This window comes from Actinomycetospora straminea (assembly GCF_028737255.1).
Lineage (GTDB): Bacteria > Actinomycetota > Actinomycetes > Mycobacteriales > Pseudonocardiaceae > Actinomycetospora > Actinomycetospora straminea.
This window is the reverse complement of sequence record NZ_JAQZAN010000003.1, coordinates 343,655-363,387: the sequence shown is the minus strand read 5'-3', so window position 1 is coordinate 363,387 and position 19,733 is coordinate 343,655. Positions and strand designations below refer to the sequence as shown.

General features: G+C 73.8%; 18 protein-coding genes. 10 read left to right on the top strand and 8 right to left on the bottom strand.

The genetic code is table 11. The features are described 5' to 3' along the window. Position 1: 1 nt before the first annotated feature. Positions 2–1,180, bottom strand: coding sequence for an FAD-dependent monooxygenase (locus PH190_RS07120; protein WP_274230782.1), 1,179 nt, complete (start codon positions 1,178–1,180; stop codon positions 2–4). 83 nt (positions 1,181–1,263) lie between these two features. Then, positions 1,264–3,048, bottom strand: coding sequence for an HNH endonuclease signature motif containing protein (locus PH190_RS07115; RefSeq protein ID WP_274230781.1), 1,785 nt, complete (start codon positions 3,046–3,048; stop codon positions 1,264–1,266). A gap of 413 nt (positions 3,049–3,461) precedes the next feature. Here PH190_RS07115 and PH190_RS07110 point away from each other — a divergent pair, with 413 nt between their 5' ends. Further along, the gene (locus PH190_RS07110) at positions 3,462–4,310 is read left to right on the top strand and encodes a DMT family transporter (protein ID WP_274230780.1); all 849 of its coding nucleotides are present in this window, start codon (positions 3,462–3,464) and stop codon (positions 4,308–4,310) included. Positions 4,311–4,319: 9 nt separating this feature from the next. Here the strand turns inward: PH190_RS07110 and PH190_RS07105 are convergent, their stop codons facing one another. Then, positions 4,320–5,318 (bottom strand): helix-turn-helix transcriptional regulator, encoded by a 999-nt coding sequence (locus PH190_RS07105; protein ID WP_274230779.1) that lies wholly within the window; start codon positions 5,316–5,318, stop codon positions 4,320–4,322. Between the two features lie 140 nt (positions 5,319–5,458). Here PH190_RS07105 and PH190_RS07100 point away from each other — a divergent pair, with 140 nt between their 5' ends. The 3 genes from PH190_RS07100 (at position 5,459) to PH190_RS07090 (ending at position 8,808) form a co-directional block, all read left to right on the top strand. Continuing rightward, a complete protein-coding gene (locus tag PH190_RS07100) occupies positions 5,459–6,262 on the top strand; it encodes an alpha/beta fold hydrolase (protein ID WP_274230778.1) in 804 nt (267 codons plus the stop codon). Continuing rightward, positions 6,259–7,416 (top strand): LLM class flavin-dependent oxidoreductase, encoded by a 1,158-nt coding sequence (locus PH190_RS07095; protein ID WP_274230777.1) that lies wholly within the window; start codon positions 6,259–6,261, stop codon positions 7,414–7,416. The genes PH190_RS07100 and PH190_RS07095 overlap by 4 nt, the downstream gene beginning before the upstream one ends. 99 nt (positions 7,417–7,515) lie before the next feature. Beyond that, the gene (locus PH190_RS07090; RefSeq protein ID WP_274230776.1) at positions 7,516–8,808 is read left to right on the top strand and encodes an MSMEG_0569 family flavin-dependent oxidoreductase; all 1,293 of its coding nucleotides are present in this window, start codon (positions 7,516–7,518) and stop codon (positions 8,806–8,808) included. A 73-nt stretch (positions 8,809–8,881) separates the two neighbouring features. Here the strand turns inward: PH190_RS07090 and PH190_RS07085 are convergent, their stop codons facing one another. Beyond that, a complete protein-coding gene (locus tag PH190_RS07085; protein WP_274230775.1) occupies positions 8,882–10,117 on the bottom strand; it encodes a fatty acid desaturase family protein in 1,236 nt (411 codons plus the stop codon). Positions 10,118–10,205: 88 nt separating this feature from the next. Next, the gene (locus tag PH190_RS07080) at positions 10,206–11,333 is read right to left on the bottom strand and encodes a ferredoxin reductase (protein WP_274230774.1); all 1,128 of its coding nucleotides are present in this window, start codon (positions 11,331–11,333) and stop codon (positions 10,206–10,208) included. A 158-nt stretch (positions 11,334–11,491) separates the two neighbouring features. On the opposite strand from PH190_RS07080, the gene PH190_RS07075 reads away from it, so the two are divergent. The 4 genes from PH190_RS07075 to PH190_RS07060 all read left to right on the top strand — a co-directional run bounded on the left by PH190_RS07075 (position 11,492) and on the right by PH190_RS07060 (position 15,765). Then, complete coding sequence (locus tag PH190_RS07075) at positions 11,492–12,280, top strand: MerR family transcriptional regulator (RefSeq protein ID WP_274230773.1); 789 nt, start codon at positions 11,492–11,494, stop codon at positions 12,278–12,280. Positions 12,281–12,283: 3 nt separating this feature from the next. Further along, positions 12,284–13,297, top strand: a complete 1,014-nt coding sequence (locus tag PH190_RS07070; protein ID WP_274230772.1) for a sigma-70 family RNA polymerase sigma factor — start codon at positions 12,284–12,286, stop codon at positions 13,295–13,297. Between the two features lie 24 nt (positions 13,298–13,321). Then, on the top strand, positions 13,322–14,164 hold the full coding sequence (locus tag PH190_RS07065) for a class I SAM-dependent methyltransferase (protein WP_274230771.1): 843 nt from the start codon (positions 13,322–13,324) through the stop codon (positions 14,162–14,164). 176 nt (positions 14,165–14,340) lie between these two features. Then, on the top strand, positions 14,341–15,765 hold the full coding sequence (locus PH190_RS07060; RefSeq protein WP_274230770.1) for a selenium-binding protein SBP56-related protein: 1,425 nt from the start codon (positions 14,341–14,343) through the stop codon (positions 15,763–15,765). A 57-nt stretch (positions 15,766–15,822) separates the two neighbouring features. Here PH190_RS07060 and PH190_RS07055 read toward each other — a convergent pair whose 3' ends face one another. Together PH190_RS07055 and PH190_RS07050 are read right to left on the bottom strand one after the other, a co-directional pair. Next, positions 15,823–16,212 (bottom strand): NUDIX domain-containing protein, encoded by a 390-nt coding sequence (locus PH190_RS07055; protein WP_274230856.1) that lies wholly within the window; start codon positions 16,210–16,212, stop codon positions 15,823–15,825. Further along, entirely contained in the window at positions 16,209–16,913 is a 705-nt protein-coding gene (locus PH190_RS07050) for a mycothiol-dependent nitroreductase Rv2466c family protein (RefSeq protein WP_274230769.1), read from the bottom strand. The genes PH190_RS07055 and PH190_RS07050 overlap by 4 nt, the downstream gene beginning before the upstream one ends. A 57-nt stretch (positions 16,914–16,970) precedes the next feature. On the opposite strand from PH190_RS07050, the gene PH190_RS07045 reads away from it, so the two are divergent. Next, positions 16,971–17,780: an N-acyl homoserine lactonase family protein gene (locus PH190_RS07045; protein WP_274230768.1), complete on the top strand. Its 810-nt coding sequence runs from the start codon at positions 16,971–16,973 to the stop codon at positions 17,778–17,780. On the opposite strand, the gene PH190_RS07040 is transcribed toward PH190_RS07045, so the two are convergent. After that, positions 17,749–18,339: a dihydrofolate reductase family protein gene (locus PH190_RS07040; RefSeq protein ID WP_274230767.1), complete on the bottom strand. Its 591-nt coding sequence runs from the start codon at positions 18,337–18,339 to the stop codon at positions 17,749–17,751. The genes PH190_RS07045 and PH190_RS07040 overlap by 32 nt on opposite strands. A gap of 170 nt (positions 18,340–18,509) precedes the next feature. Between PH190_RS07040 and PH190_RS07035 the strand changes: the two genes are divergently transcribed. Next, entirely contained in the window at positions 18,510–19,721 is a 1,212-nt protein-coding gene (locus PH190_RS07035) for a pyridoxal phosphate-dependent aminotransferase (protein WP_274230766.1), read from the top strand. Positions 19,722–19,733: the final 12 nt, after the last annotated feature.

Sequence of the window (19,733 nt, the reverse complement as noted above, 5' to 3'; positions counted from 1 at the left end):
GCTACGCGTCCTGCGGGTCGACGCCCGCGTAGGAGTGGGCGAACCACCGGCGCAGCAGCGGGTCACGCTGCAGCGACGACACCCAGCCCTCGCGCAGCCCGAGGCCGAAGCCGTCGCGCTCGTCGCCCGCGCCGGGCGGGGCCGTCATGATCCGCAGGAACCAGTCGGAGAACGCCTCGGTGCGCCAGATCGCGGGCAGGCGGGTCGCGCTGTAGCGCTCGCTGCGGGCGGGGTCGCCCTGCGGGCCGAACCGCTCGACCAGCCCGTGGGCGAGCTCCACGGCGTCGAAGATCGCGAGGTTCATGCCCTTGCCGCCGGCGGGTGTGATGAGGTGCGCCGCGTCGCCGACCAGGAAGACCCGGCCGTGCTGCATGGGCGTCGTCACCCGGACCCGGAGGTCGAGGACGTCGACCTCCGGGAGCTCGACGCCACCGAGGTCGGCGCCGAGCCGCCGGCCGACCTCGTCGCGGATGCGGTCGTGCGGCCAGTCGGCGGGGCCCTGGTCGCCGGGGACCTCGAGGTAGAGGCGCGTGACCTCGGGCAGCCGGCGCATGTGGGCGGCGTAGCCGCGCGGATGGGCCGCGTAGATCGTGTGGTCGACCAGCGGGGGCATCGCGGCGCTGATGACGAGGAAGCGCTGGGGGTGGCGACGCTCGTGCGAGGTGACGTGCCCGGCCAGCGACCGGGCCACCGCGCTGCCCGCCCCGTCGCAGCCCACGACCACCTCGGCGTGGAGCTCCTGCGGCCCGTCCGGCCCGGTCGTGGTCACCCGCGCGCCGTCGGCGTCCTGCTCGACGCCGGTGACGCGGTGCTCGAACAGCACCCGGCCGCCCTCGTCGAGGAACGACGTGGCGACTCGGGCGACGAGCTCGTGCTGCGGGAACACGTAGTGGGGCCGCCCGCCGGTGAGCGCGCCGTAGTCGACGAGCACCGACTCGTCGGCGGTGCGGAACTCGCAGCGGTGGTTCTCGGCCGCGAAGTCGAGGACCGCGCCGCCCAGGCCCTCGGCGGTCAGCAGCTGCACGGTCCGGTACTCGACGATGCCGGCCTTGGGGAGCTTGCCGAGCTGGTCGTGCGGCTGGGCCTCCACGACGGTCGTCTCCACCCCCGCCCGCTGCAGCAGCCACGCGAGGACCAGCCCCGCCGGCCCGGCGCCCACGACGACCACGTCCGTCCGCACGCTCCCAGCCTGCTGTGGTCGCGGGCCCGGCGCAGCAGGGGCTCCCGGTCTGCGGGAGGTGACGGCGGTCCGAGGCCGGTGTGTCAGCCCGCCCGCCGACCGTGGTCCGCCGGACGCACCGCCTCCCGCCGTCGCCACGAGTCGACCAGCGACGGCCAGCCGTCGACCTCGCCGCCGGCTGCCCCGCCCCTGTCCTCGTCCTGATCATGACGCGGGTCGTCAGGGACGCCGTCGCCCCACTGCGGCCGGTCCAACGGCGGGTCGAGCGCCGGCGAGCGCACCCACCACCGATGGCCCGACGGGGACGTCCAGGTGATCACCGGCGCGCTGCCGCCGTCCGGGTCGGGGCCGAGCGTCGCCGACCACCCTCCGTGCGTCTTGATCCGGTGATGTCGACGGCACGCGGGCTTGAGGGTGTCGCCACGGGTGCGCCCGGCACCACCACCCGGTTTGTCGTGCTCGTAGCGCACCACGTGGTCGAGGTCGCAGCGCGCCGCCGGCACCCGGCACCCGGGCGCCGCACACGTCATGTCGCGGGCCCGCACGAAGTCCTGCATCGACGCGGGTGGTCGGTAGCGGCGGGCGTCGAGGTGGGCCGCGGTGCCGGTGACCGGGTCGGTCAGCAGCCGCCGCCACCAGGCGCCGGGGTCGGACGCGAGACGTCGGGCCATGGCGGCCGGGATCGGGCCGTGGCCCTCGAGCTCACCCGGACGGTCGGAGAACCCGGCCAGCACGTCCCACCCGATGGTCACCCGCACCTCGGCCCGGATCGGCGACCGCCGCCCGGCCCGGACCCCGCGCGCCGGGTCGCGCGCGTCCTCGGCGTCGGGTCGCGGCGCCCCGCGCTCCCCGGACACGTCCGCGGCGGGGTCGTCCTCGGTGTCCTCAGCGTCCTCGGTGCTCGACGCGTCCTCGGTGCTCGACGCGTCCTCGGTGCTCGACGCGTCCTCGGCGCTCGACGCGTCCTCGGCGTCGGCGTCGCGGCGGTCACCCGCGGCACCCTCGCCCGTCACGCCGACGCCCGCGGCGTCACCGCAGCAGCAGTCGCCGCCACCAGCCGTGGCGCCGTCGAGCACCAGGTCGCGGGCGGTGTCGGCGCGCTTCTGCGCCAGGGTGCGCTGCTCGCCGTCCGGGGCGTCGCCGGCGGCGCGGGCCAGGGTGTCGATGATCGAGTAGACGCCGCGCGCCTCGTCGCCGGGCAGGCGCAGCTGGATCACGCCGGTGGCCCCGTGGTCCTCCGACCAGTAGCGCAGCTCCCGCGTCTTCCGGGCCTGCTCGGGGCGGCGGCGGACCATCTCGGGATCGAGCCGGGCCACGATCCGGCGGACCACGTCGCGCAGCTGCGCCGGCGTGCGGTCGCGGGCCGGGCGCGCCCACAGCTCGGCGTCCACCGCCCGGGCGGTGCCGGGATCGCAGAGCTCGACCTGGTCGAGCACCGCCCGCGCGTGCCCGAGGGAGATGCGCCCGTCCTCGAGCGCCGCGAGCGTGCACGGCAGCTGCTCGACGAGGGCGCCGGCCTGGTGGATGCGGATCTCGCCCGAGCGCGGTGAGATGCGGGCGAGGGTGGCGACCTCCATCGCCACGGCCTCGGACGCCAGCTCGCCCCGCCCGGCGCCGCGCGCCCGGGCCACGCGCGCCTGCAGGTAGTGGGCGGTCTCGCGATGGAGGCGGCCGGTCGCCCAGTTGACGATCGCCTCCCAGCCGGCGAGTCGCTCCGCGGCGTCGTAGCCCTCGTCGTCGGCGAGGTCGACGGGCTCGGAGCCCTCCAGGGCCGACGCGAGCTCGGGGCCCGGCGCCCACCGCGACCAGCACGGCGCAGCAGAGGGACGTGGCTCCTCGGCCACCGCCGCCCATCCGCTGTCGAACACGTGTTCGATGATACGGGGTCACCCCGACACCGCGGGCCGCTTCGCGACCATCCGACGGCTCGCGTGGCGACTCGTCCGCCGGGGCGACCCGGCTCGTGACCAGGAGGCCCTCCGACCACCCGGCTCCCCGCTCCTCAGCGGGCACGAGGGCCCCGCGGACGCCCCGCTCGACCCCTCGCCCGGGGCGATGCCGGGTTAGGGTCCCGTCCCAGCACGTGGTTGCGCCTAGGGTTCCGCCCGCCTCCCGCCGCCCAGCCCACAACCAGGGACGGCCGGGGTCTGGACCGAGCGGCGCCACGACCGCCCCCGACCCACGGTCCGGGCCGGTCGACACCTGACGGGAGAGAAGCCCCGAGGGCTCCTGTTCGACGTGCCCGCCTCCGGTCGGGCAGCGACACCAGGGAGCCTCCTCGGTGACACCCGCGATCACGATCCTCACCCTGCTCGCCGCGGTCCTGCACGCGACGTGGAACGCCGTCGCCCACGGCGTCCCCGACCGCCTCGTCGGGTTCGCGCTCATCGGCGCGACCTACGTCGTGGTCGGCGGCGGCGCCGCGCTGGCGCTGGGCCCGCCGCCGGCCGGAGCCTGGCCGGCGATCCTGGCCTCGGCGGGCATCCACGTCGTCTACGTGCTGCTGCTGTGGTGGAGCTACCAGCTCGGCGACTTCAGCCAGGTGTATCCCGTCGCCCGCGGGACCGCGCCGTGGGTCGTCGCGCTGGTCGAGCTCGCCCGCGGCGAGCACGTGCCCGCCCTCCAGCTGGTCGGGATCGGCGTGATCTCGCTGGGGCTGCTCAGCCTCGCCCTCGACGGCGGCCGCCTCTCCCGCGCCTCGCTCCCGGCCCTCGGCGCCGCGCTGGCGACGGGACTGAGCATCGCCGCCTACACGGTCGTCGACGCCACGGCCGTCGACGCCACCGCCGTCGCCACCACGCCCGTCCCGGTCTACGCGGCGTGGATGTTCCTGCTCCAGGGGCCGGTGATGCCGGTGATCGCCCTGGCCCGTCGGGGACGACGGCTCCGCACACTGGACCGGAGAGTCCTCCTCGCCGGCCTCGGCGGCGGCCTGGTCTCGCTCGCCGCCTACGGGCTGGTGCTCGTCGCCCAGACCAGCGGGGCCACCGCCGCCGTCGCCGCGCTCCGCGAGACGAGCATCGTCATCGGCGCCGTGATCGGCACGGTGTTCCTCGGCGAGCGCTTCGGCCGCAGCCGCGTGGTCGCGGCCGCGGTGGTGACCGTCGGGATCGTCCTCGTCGACCTCTGAGCCGCCGGCTCACCGCCGCAACGTCGTCGACGGCGCCTCGGAGAACCGCGCCCGGTACGCCGCCGCGAACCGCCCGAGGTGCGCGAACCCGTGCCGCATTGCGATCGCCGCGACCCCGTCGCCCGGCTCGGCGGCGAGCAGGTCCTCGCGGGCGGCGTCGAGGCGACGCCCCCGCAGGTAGGCCATGGGGGTGGTGCCGAGCTCGCGGCGGAAGGCCGCGTGCAGCGCCCGCTCGCTGGTGCCGGCGTGCGCGGCCAGGTCGGCGACGGTGAGCGCCCGGTCGTGGGCGGACTCGACCAGCTCGAGCACCCGGCGCAGCACCCGCGGCGGCGCGGGCGGTGACCGGCGGAAGATCCGTTCCCGGTGGTTGTGCCGCGTCCCGAGCAGCAGCGCCGTCACGACGGCGTGCTCGACCTCGCCGGTCAGGACCGCCGGCGGCGGCCCGGACGAGTGCGCGAGCAGGGCCCGCAGGCTCGCCACCGCGCCGACCACGGCGTGCCCCGCGCCGTCGACCTCGAGTCCCGGCTCGAACACCAGCGGCGCGTCGGGGGCGTCCTCGACGAGCGTGCGCAGCCCCCGCTCGAGCCGGTCGCGCGCGACCGCGACCATGAACTGCTCGGTGCCCGGGCCCCAGCGCATGTCCACGCGCTCGGCGTAGTCGAGGACGACGCCGCGACGGCGGTCGCCGGTGGTGGTCCGCCCCGCGGCCGCGAACGACACCGCGCCGCGCGGGACGAAGCTGATCGTCACCCAAGGGATCGGGGGCGTGCAGGTGACGGTGACGGGCGCGCGGTAGCGCGAGCGCAGCACACCGACCTCGCCGACCCGCCGCCAGGACACCGCGGCGTCGAAGTCGTCGGCGTCGCCGTCGACCGTCATCGCGTGCCCGCAGCCGAGGAACTCGATCGTCCGCGAGCGGGCCAGGGACGGGTGCGGCGTGCGGATGTCGACCGTGTCCGCGTCGCCGAGGTCCGGGCGCACCAGGTCCTCGGTGAAGGCGAGTGACATCTCGTGTCCCCCCGAGGACGGGATCCGCTGCAGGAACCGGCCGACGTCGGCGGTCAACGGATCGTGCGGAGCGCGGCGCTCTTCGTAGTGTCCGCAGTCACATCCTGACCCGAACCGGCGCTTCCTGACCAGGAGGGTCCATGACCGTCACCGACGCCGAGCCGGCCACGCCGGCGGTCCAGCGCAGGAAGGCCGGCAGCGGCGAGATCGCCTACCGCCGCGCCGGGCAGGGCCACCCGGTGCTCCTCCTGCACTCCGCCGGCGGCGCGAACGAGTGGGGCCCGCTGCAGCTCGGGCTCGTCGCCACCGGCGACCTCGTCGCCCCCGACCACCCCGGGTTCGGCCTCTCCGACGACCTGCCCGAGATCCACACCGTCGACGACCTCGTCTACCACTACCTCGACCTGCTCGACGGTCTCGGCCTCGCGCAGGTGGACGTCGTGGGCCTGTCGTTCGGCGGCTGGGTGGCCGCCGAGCTCGCGGTGCACTCCCCCGAGCGCGTGCGCCGGCTCGTGCTCGGGGCGGCGGTCGGGCTGCGGATCCCGGAGGCGCCGGTGGCGGACCTGTTCCTCATGAACCCGCCGCAGCTGATGCGCGCGCTGTTCCACGACGAGGCCCTGGTGACCGCCGCGCTGTCGGCCGCACCGACCACCGACCAGATCCTCGCCACCTACCGCGACCTCGGCGCCCTGGCCCGCTTCGGCTGGCACCCGTTCCTCAACGACCCGAAGCTCGAGCGCCGCCTGCACCGGATCAGCGCGCCGACCCTCGTGCTCGCCGCGGGCGAGGACCGCCTGGTCCCCCGCGCGCACGCCGAGCGCTACGCCGCCCGCATCCCGGACGCCGAGCTCCGGGTCGTCGAGGACTGCGGACACGCCCTCCACGGAGAGAGGCCCGCCGAGGTCACCGCCGCGATCGTCGAGCACCTGGGAGCCGAGAAGTGAAGGTCAACTTCTTCCACCTGATGCCGTACCCGTACCTGCCCGACGACTTCGACGACGTCGAGAAGTACCCCTCGCCGTCGCTGACCTTCTCGAACGCCCATTTCGATCCGGCGATCGGCGTCGACCTCTACCACCGCTACCTCGACGAGCTCGAGTACGCGGAGGCGGTGGGCTTCGACGGCATCGTCGTCAACGAGCACCACCAGTCGGCCTACGGGACGATGCCCTCGCCCAACATCATGGCCGCGGCGCTGGCCCGCCGGACCAGCCGGGCGACGATCATGGTGCTGGGCAACGCGATCCCCCTGCGCGGCAACCCGCTGCGGGTGGCCGAGGAGATCGCGATGCTCGACCACCTGACGAAGGGCCGGCTGCTCTCGGGCTTCGTGCGCGGGATCGGCTGGGAGCACTTCGGCCACAGCATCAACCCCGCCGACTCGCGGACGCGGTTCAACGAGGCCCACGACCTGATCAAGAAGGCGTGGACCGAGCCGGGTCCGTTCAGCTGGTACGGCGAGCACTACGAGTACCGCTACGTCAACATCTGGCCGCGCCCGCTGCAGCAGCCGCATCCGCCGATCGCCGTCCCCGGCGCCGGCAGCCCGGAGACGATGCGCTGGGTCGCCGCAAACCACTACACCTACGTCTCGGTGTACGCCCCGACGAAGGTCGTGAAGACGTGGTTCGACGGCTACCGCGCCGCCGCCGCGGACCTGGGCTACGTCCCGGAGCCCGAGAAGATCGGGATGGCGCTGCCGGTGTTCGTCGGCGAGGACGACGCGTCGGCCCACCGCGAGGCCCGCCAGTACGTCGAGTGGCTCTTCCACCGGGGGCTCCGGCAGGGCCTCGAGATCGTCTTCCCGCCCGGGTACATGAGCCCGGCGGCCATGAAGGGCCTGCTCAAGGCCAATCTGAAGGCCTACCCGGAACTGTCCTACGAGGAGCTGCTCGAGCACGGGTACGTCGTGGTCGGCGGGCCCGAGCAGGTCCGCAACCGCCTCGGCGAGCTGCGCGACGAGCTCGGGTTCGGCCAGCTCATGGCGATGCTGACGATCGGCGCCATGCCGGCCGACATGGTCCGCCGCAACACGGAGATCTTCGCCCGCGAGGTGATCCCGGAGCTCAAGCGGGCGCCGGTCCCGGTCTCGTCCTGACCCGTTACACGCGGCAACGAGCGCGCAGTCCGGAGGCAATCACCCGGCAATCGACCCCGCTGATCGTGAGGAGGAATCCGAGCGACGCGGGGAGCGATCATGGAACTGTCGGGCGGGCACTGGCCGGTCGTCGTCGTGGGGGGCGGGCAGGCCGGGCTGTCGATGAGCCGGTGCCTGGGCCGTCGGGGCATCGACCACGTCGTGCTCGAGCGGGCCGAGGTGGCGCACTCCTGGAAGACCTACCGCTGGGACACGTTCTGCCTGGTCACGCCCAACTGGCAGTGCCAGCTACCCGACTTCCCGTACGCGGGCGACGACCCGCACGGCTTCATGGTCCGCGACCAGATCGTCGACTACCTCGAGGCGTACCGGGCGTTCGTCGACCCGCCGATCGTCGAGGGCGTGGAGGTCACCCGCGTCTCCCGCGACCCGCGCGGCACCTACCACCTGACGACGAGCGCCGGCGACCTCACCGCCGATCAGGTCGTCGTCGCCACCGGCGGCTACCACACGCCGATCACCCCACCGCTGTCCGAGCCGCTCCCGGCCGGGATCACGCAGGTCCAGTCGCACCACTACAAGAGCGGCGCGCAGCTGCCTCCCGGTGAGGTCCTCGTCGTCGGCAGCGGGCAGTCCGGCGCGCAGATCGCGGAGGACCTGCACCTCGAGGGCCGGCAGGTCCACCTCGTCGTCGGCGACGCGCCGCGGGTGGCGCGGTTCTACCGCGGCCGCGACGTCACCGACTGGCTCGCCGAGATGGGCTACTACGACATGCCCGTCACCGAGCACCCGCGGCGCGAGGCGGTCCGGGCCCAGGCCAACCACTACGTCACCGGGCGCGACGGCGGCCGCGACATCGACCTGCGCGCCCACGCCCGCGACGGCATGCGCCTCTACGGCCTGCTCACCGACCACCGCGACGGCGTGCTGCACTTCGACGCCGACCTCACGAGGCGCCTCGACCACGCCGACGAGGTCTCGGAGTCGATCAAGGACACGATCGACAAGTACATCGCCGAGCAGCAGGTCGACGCCCCCGTCGAGGAGCGCTACACGCCCGTGTGGCGCCCGCGGGCCGAGACGACCGAGCTGCGCCTGGCCGACACGGGCATCACGTCGGTGGTGTGGTGCATCGGCTTCCGCCAGGACTTCCGCTGGGTCGACGTGCCGGTGTTCACCGGGCGCGGCGCGCCGGCCCACACCCGCGGCGTGACCAGCTCGCCGGGCCTGTACTTCCTCGGCCTGCCGTGGCTGTGGACCTGGGGCTCGGGCCGCTTCTCCGGCGTCGGGCGCGACGCCGAGTACCTCGCCGAGCGCATCCGCTCCCAGCGCGGCCTCACCGGCACGGGCCCGCGCGGCGACGTCTGCAACGTCCTGGCGCTGGGTTCCTAGAGGGTCCTGGAGCGGACGGACGTCGGCGGAGCGCCACCGCACCGGTGACGCTCCGCCGACTCGCCGGGGAGCCTCAGGCCGAGGTCGATCCGGTGGGGTTCGGGTGCCCCGGGGTGTTGGCCGGGGCCGGTGGGGTCTGGCCGGCCTGCGGCGTCTGGTCACCGGTCGACGGCACGGCGCCGCGGTAGCGCGGGAGCCCGAGCGACTGGCGCTTCTCCGAGGCCTCGCGCATCTTCCTGGCGGGCAGCGACAGCCGCCAGATCGAGCGCGTGGCCTGCCAGAACTGCTTCGGGAACGAGCCCGTGGTGTAGGGCAGGTCGTACTTCTCGCACAGCGCGCGGACGCGCTCCTGGATCGCCGGGTACCGGTTGGACGGCAGGTCCGGGTACAGGTGGTGCTCGATCTGGTAGCCGAGGCTGCCGGACATGACGTGCATCAGCCGGTTGCCGGTGAAGTTCGCCGAGGCGAGCAGCTGGCGCAGGTACCACTCGCCCTGCGTCTCGGACTCGAGCTCCTCCTCGGTGAACACCTCGGCGCCGTCGGGGAAGTGTCCGCAGAAGATGATCGCGTAGGACCAGACGTTGCGGATGAGGTTCGCCGTCAGGTTCGCCGTCGCCGTCGGGCGGAAGTTCTTGCCGGTCAGGGCCGGGAAGAGGATGTAGTCCTTGCCGATCTGGCGGGCCTGCTTGACCAGGATCCCCTTGAACTTCTTCTTGAACTCCTCCGGGTCCTCGATCTGCCAGCGGACGAGCCCGTCGATGTCGAGGTCGTGGAGCGAGACGCCGTACTCGAACGCCAGCATCAGCATCGCGTTCACGACGGGCTGGGTCAGGTAGTACGGGTGCCACGGCTGGTCGGACCGGACGCGGAGGATCTCGTACCCGACGTCCTTGTCCTTGCCGATCACGTTCGTGTACGTGTGGTGCAGGTAGTTGTGGGAGTGCTTCCACTGGTCCGCGGGGCAGACGTTGTCCCACTCCCACGTCGACGAGTGGACCTCCGGATCGTTCATCCAGTCCCACTGGCCGTGCATGACGTTGTGGCCGATCTCCATGTTCTCGAGGATCTTGGCCACGGCCAGCGTCAGCGCGCCGGCCCACCACAGCTCGCGGCGGTGGCTGCCGAACAGCATCGCCCGGGAGGCGACGTTGAGACGCCGCTGGATGGTGATGAGACGCCGGATGTAGGTGGCGTCCTCCTCGCCGAGCTTCTCCTCGAAGTCGGCGCGGATCTGGTCGAACTCGCGTCCGAGTGCCTCCACGTCCGCCTCAGTGAGGTGGGCGAACTCCTTGACGTCGGCGATGGCCATGTCTCGGTTCCTCTCCGGCGGGGACTGGTGACCGTGCTGGCGTTGACTGCGGGGGACGGGGACCGGGCGTCGGGACTAGACGTCGCTACTAGACATCGAGGACGACGTCGCCGGCGGCGGCACCGACGCAGGTCTGGATCTTCACCGCGTCCCAGTCGGCGCCGCCGGACCCGTCGGCCCGGTGCTCGGTGCCGTCGCGCAGGTCGCGGACGACGCCCTGGCGCAGCGGGACGACGCAGGTGTGGCAGATGCCCATGCGGCAGCCGAACGGGAGCTGGAGGCCGGCCTGCTCGCCGGCCTCGAGCAGCGTCGTGGCGCCGTCGATCTCGATGTCCTTCCCGGACTGGCTGAAGGTCACCGTGCCGCCCTCGGCCTCGCCGCCGGCGAGGTCGACCGAGAAGCGCTCGAGGTGCAGCTGCTCGTCGAGCCCGGCCTCGGACCACACGCGCTCGGCCTCGTCGAGCAGCGCGTTCGGGCCGCACACCCAGGCCTGGCGCTCCTGCCAGTCGGGGCAGAGGTCGGCGAGGTTCTCCAGGTCGAGGTGGCCCTCCGTGCGCGTGTACTGCTTGTGCAGCCGCAGGTTCTCGTGCTTCTCGGCCAGCCGGTCGAGCTCGTCGGCGAAGATCAGGCTGTCCTCGTCCGGCGCCGAGTGCGCGACGAGGACGTCGGGCATCGTGCCGCGGCGGTCGAGGGTGCGCAGCATCGCGATGATCGGCGTGACGCCGCTGCCGCCGGTGAGGAACAGGATCTTCTTCGGCGGCGGGTCGGGGAGGACGAACTCGCCCTTCGGCGGGGCCAGGCGCACGATCGTGCCGGGCTCGAGGCCCTCCACCAGGTGCTTCGAGAGGAAGCCCTCCGGCATCGCCTTGACCGTGACCGAGAGGTGGCCCTGGTCCTTCTTCGGCGGCGACGTCAGGGAGTAGGACCGCCAGTGGAAGCGCCCCTCGACCTGGACCGCGATGCCCACGTACTGGCCCGCCTGGTGGTCGAACGACCACCCCCAGCCGGGCTTGATGACGAGGGTGACCGCGTCCTCGGTCTCGGGCACCACCTTGACGACCTTCCCGCGCAGCTCGCGGGCCGACCACAAGGGGTTGATCAGGGACAGGTAGTCGTCGGGGAGCAGCGGGGTGGTGAAGCGGGAGGCCACCTTGCGCAGACGGCGCACACCGCTGGGGAGTCGGCCGGGAGTCTGGCCTTCGGTCACGTCGCTCACCTCCACCACGCTACACGGTACCGTTGGTACCAGGAACCAGCCGTCACAGTTACTGGTGCGTTGCCCTGGGATGACCCGTGGCCCGCGTCATGAAACACGATCACGTGTCATATGTCGCCTCGAGGTGTCACGAAGGACGATCAGTAGCGTGGGGGGCGGTGGACACCGGGGACGAGGGACGGTCGACGCAGGACATGACCGTCGACGTGCTCGCACGACGAGCGGGGATGACGGTGCGCAACGTCCGCGCCCACGCCGCCCGCGGCCTGCTCCCGTCCCCGCGCCTCCGGGGTCGCACCGGCTACTACGGCCCGGAGCACCTCGCCCGCCTCGAGCTCATCACCCAGCTCCAGGAGCAGGGCTTCTCGCTGTCGGCGATCGAGCGCCTCGTGACGGCGACCCCCCGGCAGTCCGCCGAGGAGGCGCTCTCCCAGTACCTGCACATGCTCGCGCCCTGGGCCCCAGAGCCCGCGCTGGAGATGGCGGCCGCGGAGCTGCCCGGCTGGCTCGGTGTCGAGGTCGGGGACGAGACCTGGCGGGCGCTCGTCGACGCCGGGCTGATCGTCGAGCTCGACGGCGGGCGCGCCCGCATCCCCAACCCCGGGCTGGTCCGCGCCGGGGCCGAGGCGGTGCGCCTCGGGATGCCCGCCGCCGACCTCATCGTCATGCGCGAGGAGCTGACGACCCACGTCGGCGCGGTGACGGCGCGGTTCGTCGACCTGTTCCGGCGCACGGTGTGGGCCGAGTACGTCGGCGAGGGGCTGCCCGCCGACCGTACCCAGCAGGTCCGCGACGTCGTCGGCGCGCTGCAACCGGTGGCCGCGCAGGCGCTGCTCGCGACGTTCCGCGAGTCGATGCCCGCCGCGATCTCGCTCTTCCTCGACGAGGCCTCCGAGGACTTCGAGCGGGGACGGGACCCCGAGGGGCCGGCTGCGGCAGACTCCTAGGGCGTGGGCGAGACGACGGTCCGGGACGTCGACGGCGATCTCGCGCTGGCCCGGGACGGGGACGACGCCGCCTTCGGCCGGCTGGTCGCGCCGCTGCGCCGCGAGCTGCACGCGCACTGCTACCGCATCCTCGGGTCCGCCCACGACGCCGACGACGCGCTGCAGGACGCGCTGGTCAAGGCGTGGCGGGGGCTCGGCGGCTTCCAGGGGCGCAGCTCGCTGCGCACGTGGCTCCACACCGTCGCCACGCGCGTGTGCCTCGACCTCGTCGACGCGCGCGGCCGTCGGGCGCTGCCGATGGACCTCGGTCCCGCGAGCGACCGGCCCGTGACGGGCGACGTGCCGGTCACCGAGGTCGCGTGGCTCGGCCCGTACCCCGACGAGCCGGGCGCGCGGGCCGAGGAGCGCGAGGCGGTGGAGCTCGCGTTCGTCGCCGCCCTGCAGCACCTGCCGGGCAACCAGCGGGCGGCGCTGGTGCTGTTCGAGGTGCTCGGGTTCTCGGCCGCGGAGATCGCCGCGACGATGGACACCTCGACGGCGTCGGTCAACTCGGCGCTGCAGCGGGCCCGGAAGCTGGTCGCCGAGAAGGTCCCGGACCCCACCCAGCAGCGCACGCTGCGCGAGGTCGACGACGCCCGGCTGCGCGACGTCGTCACCGGCTACTCCTCCGCGCTGCAGCGGGGCGACGCCGAGGCGCTCGTCGCGCTGCTCACCGAGGACGTCACGTGGTCGATGCCGCCGATGGCGCACTGGTACGCGGGCCTCGGGCCGGTGGCGGCCTTCGCGCGCGCCGTCCCGCTCGGCGGCTGCGGGTCGTGGCGCCACCTCGAGGTCACGGCGAACGGGCAGGTCGCGGTGGCGTCGTACCTCCGTCCGCCCGCGGCGCCCGCGGACGAGCCGCACCGCCCGTGGTCGATCGACGTCCTCACCCTGCGCGGCGACCGGATCGCCGCGGTGACCTCGTTCATCGGCGCCGAGCACCACGCGCGGTTCGGGCTGCCGGCCGAGCTGCGGTGACGGGGCTGCCGTGAGGGGGCTGCCGTGAGCGAGGTCGCCGCGGGCAACGCGGCCATGCGCGACGCCTGGGACGGCGACACCGGGGCGTTCTGGGCCGAGCACGCCGACCGCTTCGACGCCGCGGTCGCCGGGCACCGCGGGCCGTTCCTGGAGGCGGCGGCCGTGGTGGGGGGCGAGTCGGTGCTCGACGTCGGCTGCGGGGCCGGCCAGACGACCGTCGACCTCGCCCCCCGCGCGGCGCCCGCGATCGTCACGGGCATCGACCTGTCCACCCGCCTGCTCGCCATCGCCGCCCGGCGGGCGGCGGCGGCCGGGCTCACCAACACGGTCTTCGAGACCGGCGACGCCCAGGTGCACCCGTTCCCGCCCGGCGGCACCGACGTCGTCGTCAGCCGGCACGGCACGATGTTCTTCGCCGACAAGCCCGCCGCCTTCGCCAACCTCGCCCGCGCGCTGCGTTCCGGCGGGCGCATGGTGCTGCTGACCTGGCAGGGCCTCGAGCACCAGGAGTGGATCCGGTCCTTCCTGACGATCCTCGCGGCCGGGCGCGACGTCGCGTTCCCGCCCCCGCACGGGCCGAGCCCGCTCTCGCTCGGCGACCCCGACGGCGTGCGCGCGCTGCTCGAGGGCGCCGGCCTCGTCGACGTCGAGCTGACGGGGCACCGGGCGCCGATGACGTTCGGCGACGACCCCGACGACGCGGTCGGCTACGTCACCGGCCAGCAGGCGGGCCTGCTCGCCGACCTCTCCCCCGCGGCCCGCGAGGACGCGATCGCCGCCCTGCGCGCCGACCTCGCCGCGCACCACGACGAGCTCGGCGTGCGCTACGACTCCGCCACCTGGATCGTGCGCGCCCGGCGTCCCTGAACCACTCGCCGTGACCCGTCGCTGCCGGAGCGCGGACGAGGGGCCGGGACCTTGGGCGCCGCGCGCCCGATCGGGCCCGTGCGGGGCCGACGGACGACGCCTGTCCCGCCCGTCGGAGGTGGTGTGACCCTGGGTGCACCCAGCCGCCGCTCCCCTCGACGTTCGCGGGAGACCCGATGACCTCGACCATGGACCCGACCTTCTACCGCTCGCCCGCCGACGCGGCGGCCGCGCCGAGGGAGGAGCTCGCGTACGTCGTGGCCTTCGACCGGTCGGGCCAGCAGCCCGACGCCATGACCGTGGTCGACGTGGACCCGCGGTCCGAGCAGTACGGGCGGGTCGTCGGGTGGACCGACCTCACCCCGGGCGCCGAGCTGCACCACTTCGGCTGGAACGCCTGCAGCAGCGCCCTGGTGCACGAGGGTCACGACACCGAGGGCCTGGCCCGGCGGTACCTGCTCGTCCCCGGCCTGCGGTCGTCCGACATCCACGTGCTCGACACGCAGCCCGACCCGCGCTCGCCCCGGCTGATCAAGACGATCAGCAGCGCCGAGCTGTCGGAGAAGGCGGGCTACTCGCGTCCCCACACGCTGCACTGCGGCCCGGACGGTGTCTTCCTGACCTGCCTCGGTGGACCCCTGGACGACCCGGACGCCCCCGGCGGCATCGCGCTGCTCGACCACACGACCTTCGACGTGCTCCGCGCGTGGGAGGCCGACCGCGGTCCGCAGCACTTCGCCTACGACGCCTGGTGGCACCTCAACCAGAACGTGCTGATCACGAGCGAGTGGGGCAGCCCCTCGATGATCGAGGACGGCCTCGTCCCCGAGCTCCTGCTCGGCAACCGCTACGGGCACACCCTGCACTTCTGGGACCTGGCCAAGGGCGTGCACCAGCAGAGCATCGACCTCGGCGCCGAGCACCAGATGGTCCTCGAGGTCCGCCCGTCGCACGATCCGGAGGCGACCTGGGGGTTCGTCGGGGTCGTCGTCTCCACCGCGGACCTCTCGGCGTCGGTGTGGCGGTGGCACCGGCCGGCGCCGGAGGCACCCTTCGAGCTCGAGAAGGTCATCGCCATCCCCGCCGAAGCCGCCGACGCGGACCTGCTCCCGCCGGCCCTTGCCCCCTTCGGGGCGGTCCCGCCGCTGGTGTCGGACATCGACCTCTCGGTCGACGACCGCTTCCTCTACGTCTCGTGCTGGGGCACCGGTGAGCTCAAGCAGTACGACGTGTCCGACCCGGCGCACCCCCGGGAGGTCGGGTCGGTGCGCCTGGGAGGCATCGTCGGCCGGCGGCCGCACCCGGCGGCGCCCGACCTGCCGCTGGCGGGCGGGCCGCAGATGGTGGAGGTCAGCCGGGACGGACGACGCGTGTACGTGACCAACTCGCTCTACGGCGCGTGGGACGACCAGTTCTACCCCGACGGCGTCGGTGCGTGGATGGCCAAGCTGGACGTGGACGTGGACGTGGACGCGGAGGGCGGCATGGCGCCCGACCCGGCCTTCTTCCCGCACGGCGACGAGTTCCGCGGCCGGCGGGTGCACCAGGTGCGGCTGCAGGGCGGCGACGCGTCCTCGGACTCCTACTGCTACCGGTCCTGACGCGCGTTCACGACGACCGGTGTCGTCACCGGTCGCGCCACCGCTGTCTGCGCACGATCACGCCGCCAGCACCTCGACGACCAGGGCCAGCAGGCGGGGGTCGACGAGCGGGAGCGCGCGGGCGTCGTCGGCGTCGCACCACCCGAGCTCGTCGTGCTCCCCGGGCGCGCGGTTGGCCGGCTCGCCGTCCCAGGCGCGCACGAGGAACACCGTCAGCTCGGTGCCCGCGTCGACCGCGACCGGCGGCCGGGCGACGGCCTCGCGCACGGTGATCCCCAGCTCCTCGACGCACTCGCGCGCCAGGGCGTCGCGGGCGGACTCGCCGGGCTCGACGTGCCCGCCGGGCACGTCCCAGGCCCCCGGGTACCAGGCCCGGTCGGCGCGACGGCGGCACAGCAGGACCCGCCCGTCGCGCACGAGGAGGGCGCCGACGACCCGGCGCGTCAGCGGACCGTCGTCTCGGTGCGGGCGAGCTTGGACGACATCGGCGTGTCCGGGAACGAGCGCAGGGTGCGCTTGAGCTCGGCGAAGCCCCGCCACTGTGCCAGCGTCGCCACCGCGTCCCACAGGCGCAGGGCGTCGTCCCCCCGCGGCGGGGCGTCGATGACCGGCCCGAACAGCGCGGGCCCGTCGGGCGGGCTGAACGACAGGATCGGCGTGCCCACCCCGCCCCCGCAGCGCCGCGCGGCCTCCTCGGTCTCGGCGCGCAGGTCGTCGTCGCGGGCGGTGTCGTCGGCGGCGTCGGCGAGGTCGGTGGGCAGGCCGACCTGCTCGAGGGCGGGGCGCAGGTCGCGCCGGCGGGCCATCTCGTGCATGACGGCGTGGAAGTCGTCGCCCTCGGGCGGGTCCTCGTCCCACACCAGCCCGCCGAGCGCGGTGTAGAGGTCGCCCACCACCTCGGGCCCGTGCGCCTCCCGCGCGGCGTGGACCACGCGCAGCATCTCCAGGCCGCGGACGTGGCTGTCGGGGTAGTCGGGCGAGGCCTTCTTCCGCTCCTCGTAGCTGATCTCCTCGTTGAGGATCGCCAGCGACACCGGGCGCCACGTCACCTCCAGCGGGCGCTGCCGCGCGACCTCCACGACCCACCGCGACGTCACCCAGCAGAACGGGCAGATCGGGTCGAAGAAGAACTCGAGTCGGTCGCTCATGGATGTCGGCTACCCGCTCGGCGATGCCCCGGTGCCCGACGCGGGCATCCACGGCGCGTGACACGGGGATGCGCGCGGCGGCTCGTCGCCCTCGACGGCGCGCGGCTGACGCTCGACCGTGCCGACATGCTCGACGGCGCGGCGCCCGGGCCCGTCGAGCTGGTGGTGCCGACGTTCCTCGTGGAGCACGACGACGGCCTCGTGCTCGTCGACGGCGGGCTCGCGCCGGAGGCCGCGGACGACCCGGTCGCGACGTACGGCGCCGAGCTGGGCGCCGAGGTCCGCATGACCCCGGACCAGCGGCTCGACCGCCAACTGTCGCGCGCGGGCGTGTCGCCCGGCGACGTCACCCACGTCGTGATCACCCACGTGCACTTCGACCACACCGGAGGCCTGCGCCACGTCCCGCACGCGCGGTTCCTGCTCGGCGCGGGCGACCGGGGTGCCGTCGACGGCAGCGACCCGGCCGTCGCCGACCTCGCCCGCACCGCCGACCTCGCCCCCGTCCGCGACGCCGACTGGACCTTCGTCGAGGGCGACCACGACCTCTTCGGGGACGGCGCGGTGGTCGTGGTCGCGATGCCGGGCCACACGCCGGGCAACACCAGCGTGCTCGTCCGGCTCCCGTCGGGTCCCCTGCTGCTCTCGGGCGACACGGCCCACCTCCACGAGGCTCTCAAGCGCCCGGCGCCGATGGCCGCGGACACCGACCGCGAGCAGGCCCTGGCGTCGCTGCACCGGCTGATCGGGCTCGCGGCGACACACGGCGCGGACGTCTGGGTCACGCACGACCCGGACGACTGGGCGCGCCTCGCGCCGGCGTTCAGCGCTGGGTTCAGCGCCGGACGCGGTAGCGGAAGTGCGTGACGCGGCGGCCGGGCACGACCAGGTACGGGTCCTCGAGCACCGTCTCCGGGGCGTCCTCGCCGAAGAACCGCTTGCCCCGCCCCAGCACGACGGGCGCCAGGTCGATCTCCACCTCGTCGACCAGCCCGGCGGCCAGCGCCTGCCCCCCGACGTCACCCGCGGTCACCGAGACGTCGGCGTCGCCGGCCAGCTCCTTCGCGGTGACCACGGCGGCCTCGATGCCCTCGGTGACGAAGGTGAAGGGCGCGGTGCCGTAGTGGGCCCAGTCGGTCGGGACGGTGTGCGTGAGCACGACGACGTGCTCGCCGGCGGGCGGTCGCCCCTCCCAGCCGTTGGTGTGGTCGAAGAGGTGGCGCCCGATGACGCCCGCGCGGATGCGGCCCCACTGCTCGCGCAGCCAGTCCGCGCTCTCCTTCCCCGTGCGGAAGGGACGCTGCTCGTCGCCGGCGTGCACGTCGGTGTCGCCGGCCGAGAACCAGTCGAAGATCGGGCCCACCGAGTCGTCGGGACGGGCGATGAACCCGTCGAGCGACATCGTCGCCACCAGCACCACGGCCATGGCCGCCTCCTCACCTGCGTCGTTCGTGGTCAGGACGTGACGGTATCCGCAAAGGACCATCTATTCAACCCAAGAGTTGAACAACCGGGTGCTCGGTCCGCGCGTCCTCGTTTGGTAGACCGTGAGCACGGCCCGGTGCGGTGCCCGTCGACGTGCGAGAGGTAGTGCAGGTGGAGTTCCGGCAGTCGAACAAGCTCCGCGACGTCTGTTACGAGATCCGCGGCCCGGTGGTCGAGCAGGCGAACCTGCTGGAGGAGGCGGGGCACAGCGTCCTGCGGCTCAACACCGGCAACCCCGCGCTCTTCGACTTCGAGGCGCCCGAGGAGATCGTCCAGGACATGATCCGGATGCTCCCGCAGGCGCACGGCTACACCGACTCGCGCGGCGTGCTGCCCGCGCGACGGGCGGTCGCGCAGCGCTACCAGGCGCGCGGGCTGGAGGTGGACGTCGACGACGTGTTCCTCGGCAACGGCGTCTCCGAGCTGATCTCCATGGCCGTGCAGGCGCTGGTGGAGGACGGCGACGAGGTGCTCGTGCCCGCGCCCGACTACCCGCTGTGGACCGCTGTGGCCACGCTGGCGGGCGGGCGCGCCGTGCACTACGTGTGCGACGAGCAGGCCGACTGGATGCCCGACCTCGCCGACGTCGAGGCGAAGATCAGCGACCGCACCAAGGCGCTGGTCATCATCAACCCGAACAACCCGACCGGCGCGGTGTACTCGAAGGAGGTCCTCGAGGGCCTGCTCGACCTCGCCCGCCGGCGCGGCCTCATGGTGATGGCCGACGAGATCTACGACCAGGTCCTCTACGACGACGCCGTGCACCACGACGTCGCCTCGCTCGCGCCGGACCTGGTCGTGCTGACCTTCTCGGGGCTGTCGAAGACCCACCGCGTCGCCGGCTTCCGCTCGGGCTGGCTCGTCGTCACCGGCCCGCGCCAGCACGCGCGCGACTACCTCGAGGGCCTGGCGATGCTGGCCTCGATGCGTCTGTGCGCGAACACCCCGGCGCAGTACGCGATCCAGGCCGCGCTCGGCGGGCGCCAGAGCATCAGCGACCTCACGGCGCCGGGCGGCCGGCTGCGCGAGCAGCGCGACCGGGCGTACGAGAAGCTCAACGCGATCCCGGGCGTGAGCTGCGTGAAGCCGCGCGGGGCGCTCTACGCCTTCCCGCGCCTCGACCCGGACGTCTACCCGATCAAGGACGACGAGCAGTTCGTGCTCGACCTCCTGCGCGAGGAGAAGATCCAGGTCGTGCAGGGCACGGGGTTCAACTGGCCCACGCCCGACCACTTCCGCATCCTCACGCTCCCCCACGCCGTGACCCTCGACGACGCGATCACGCGCATCGGCGGCTTCCTGGAGACCTACCGCCAGGGCTGAGCGGCTGGTGCG

What these genes read in the sequence shown, in the direction of transcription:
- PH190_RS07085 (WP_274230775.1), bottom strand. Translation starts at nt 10,117, where the DNA reads ATGGCCATCGCCGACGTCAAGGAGTTCGCCCACCTCACTGAGGCGGAC.
- PH190_RS07060 (WP_274230770.1), top strand. Translation starts at nt 14,341, where the DNA reads ATGACCTCGACCATGGACCCGACCTTCTACCGCTCGCCCGCCGACGCG.
- PH190_RS07040 (WP_274230767.1), bottom strand. Translation starts at nt 18,339, where the DNA reads ATGGCCGTGGTGCTGGTGGCGACGATGTCGCTCGACGGGTTCATCGCC.
- PH190_RS07050 (WP_274230769.1), bottom strand. Translation starts at nt 16,913, where the DNA reads ATGAGCGACCGACTCGAGTTCTTCTTCGACCCGATCTGCCCGTTCTGC.
- PH190_RS07105 (WP_274230779.1), bottom strand. Translation starts at nt 5,318, where the DNA reads ATGTCACTCGCCTTCACCGAGGACCTGGTGCGCCCGGACCTCGGCGAC.
- PH190_RS07100 (WP_274230778.1), top strand. Translation starts at nt 5,459, where the DNA reads ATGACCGTCACCGACGCCGAGCCGGCCACGCCGGCGGTCCAGCGCAGG.
- PH190_RS07090 (WP_274230776.1), top strand. Translation starts at nt 7,516, where the DNA reads ATGGAACTGTCGGGCGGGCACTGGCCGGTCGTCGTCGTGGGGGGCGGG.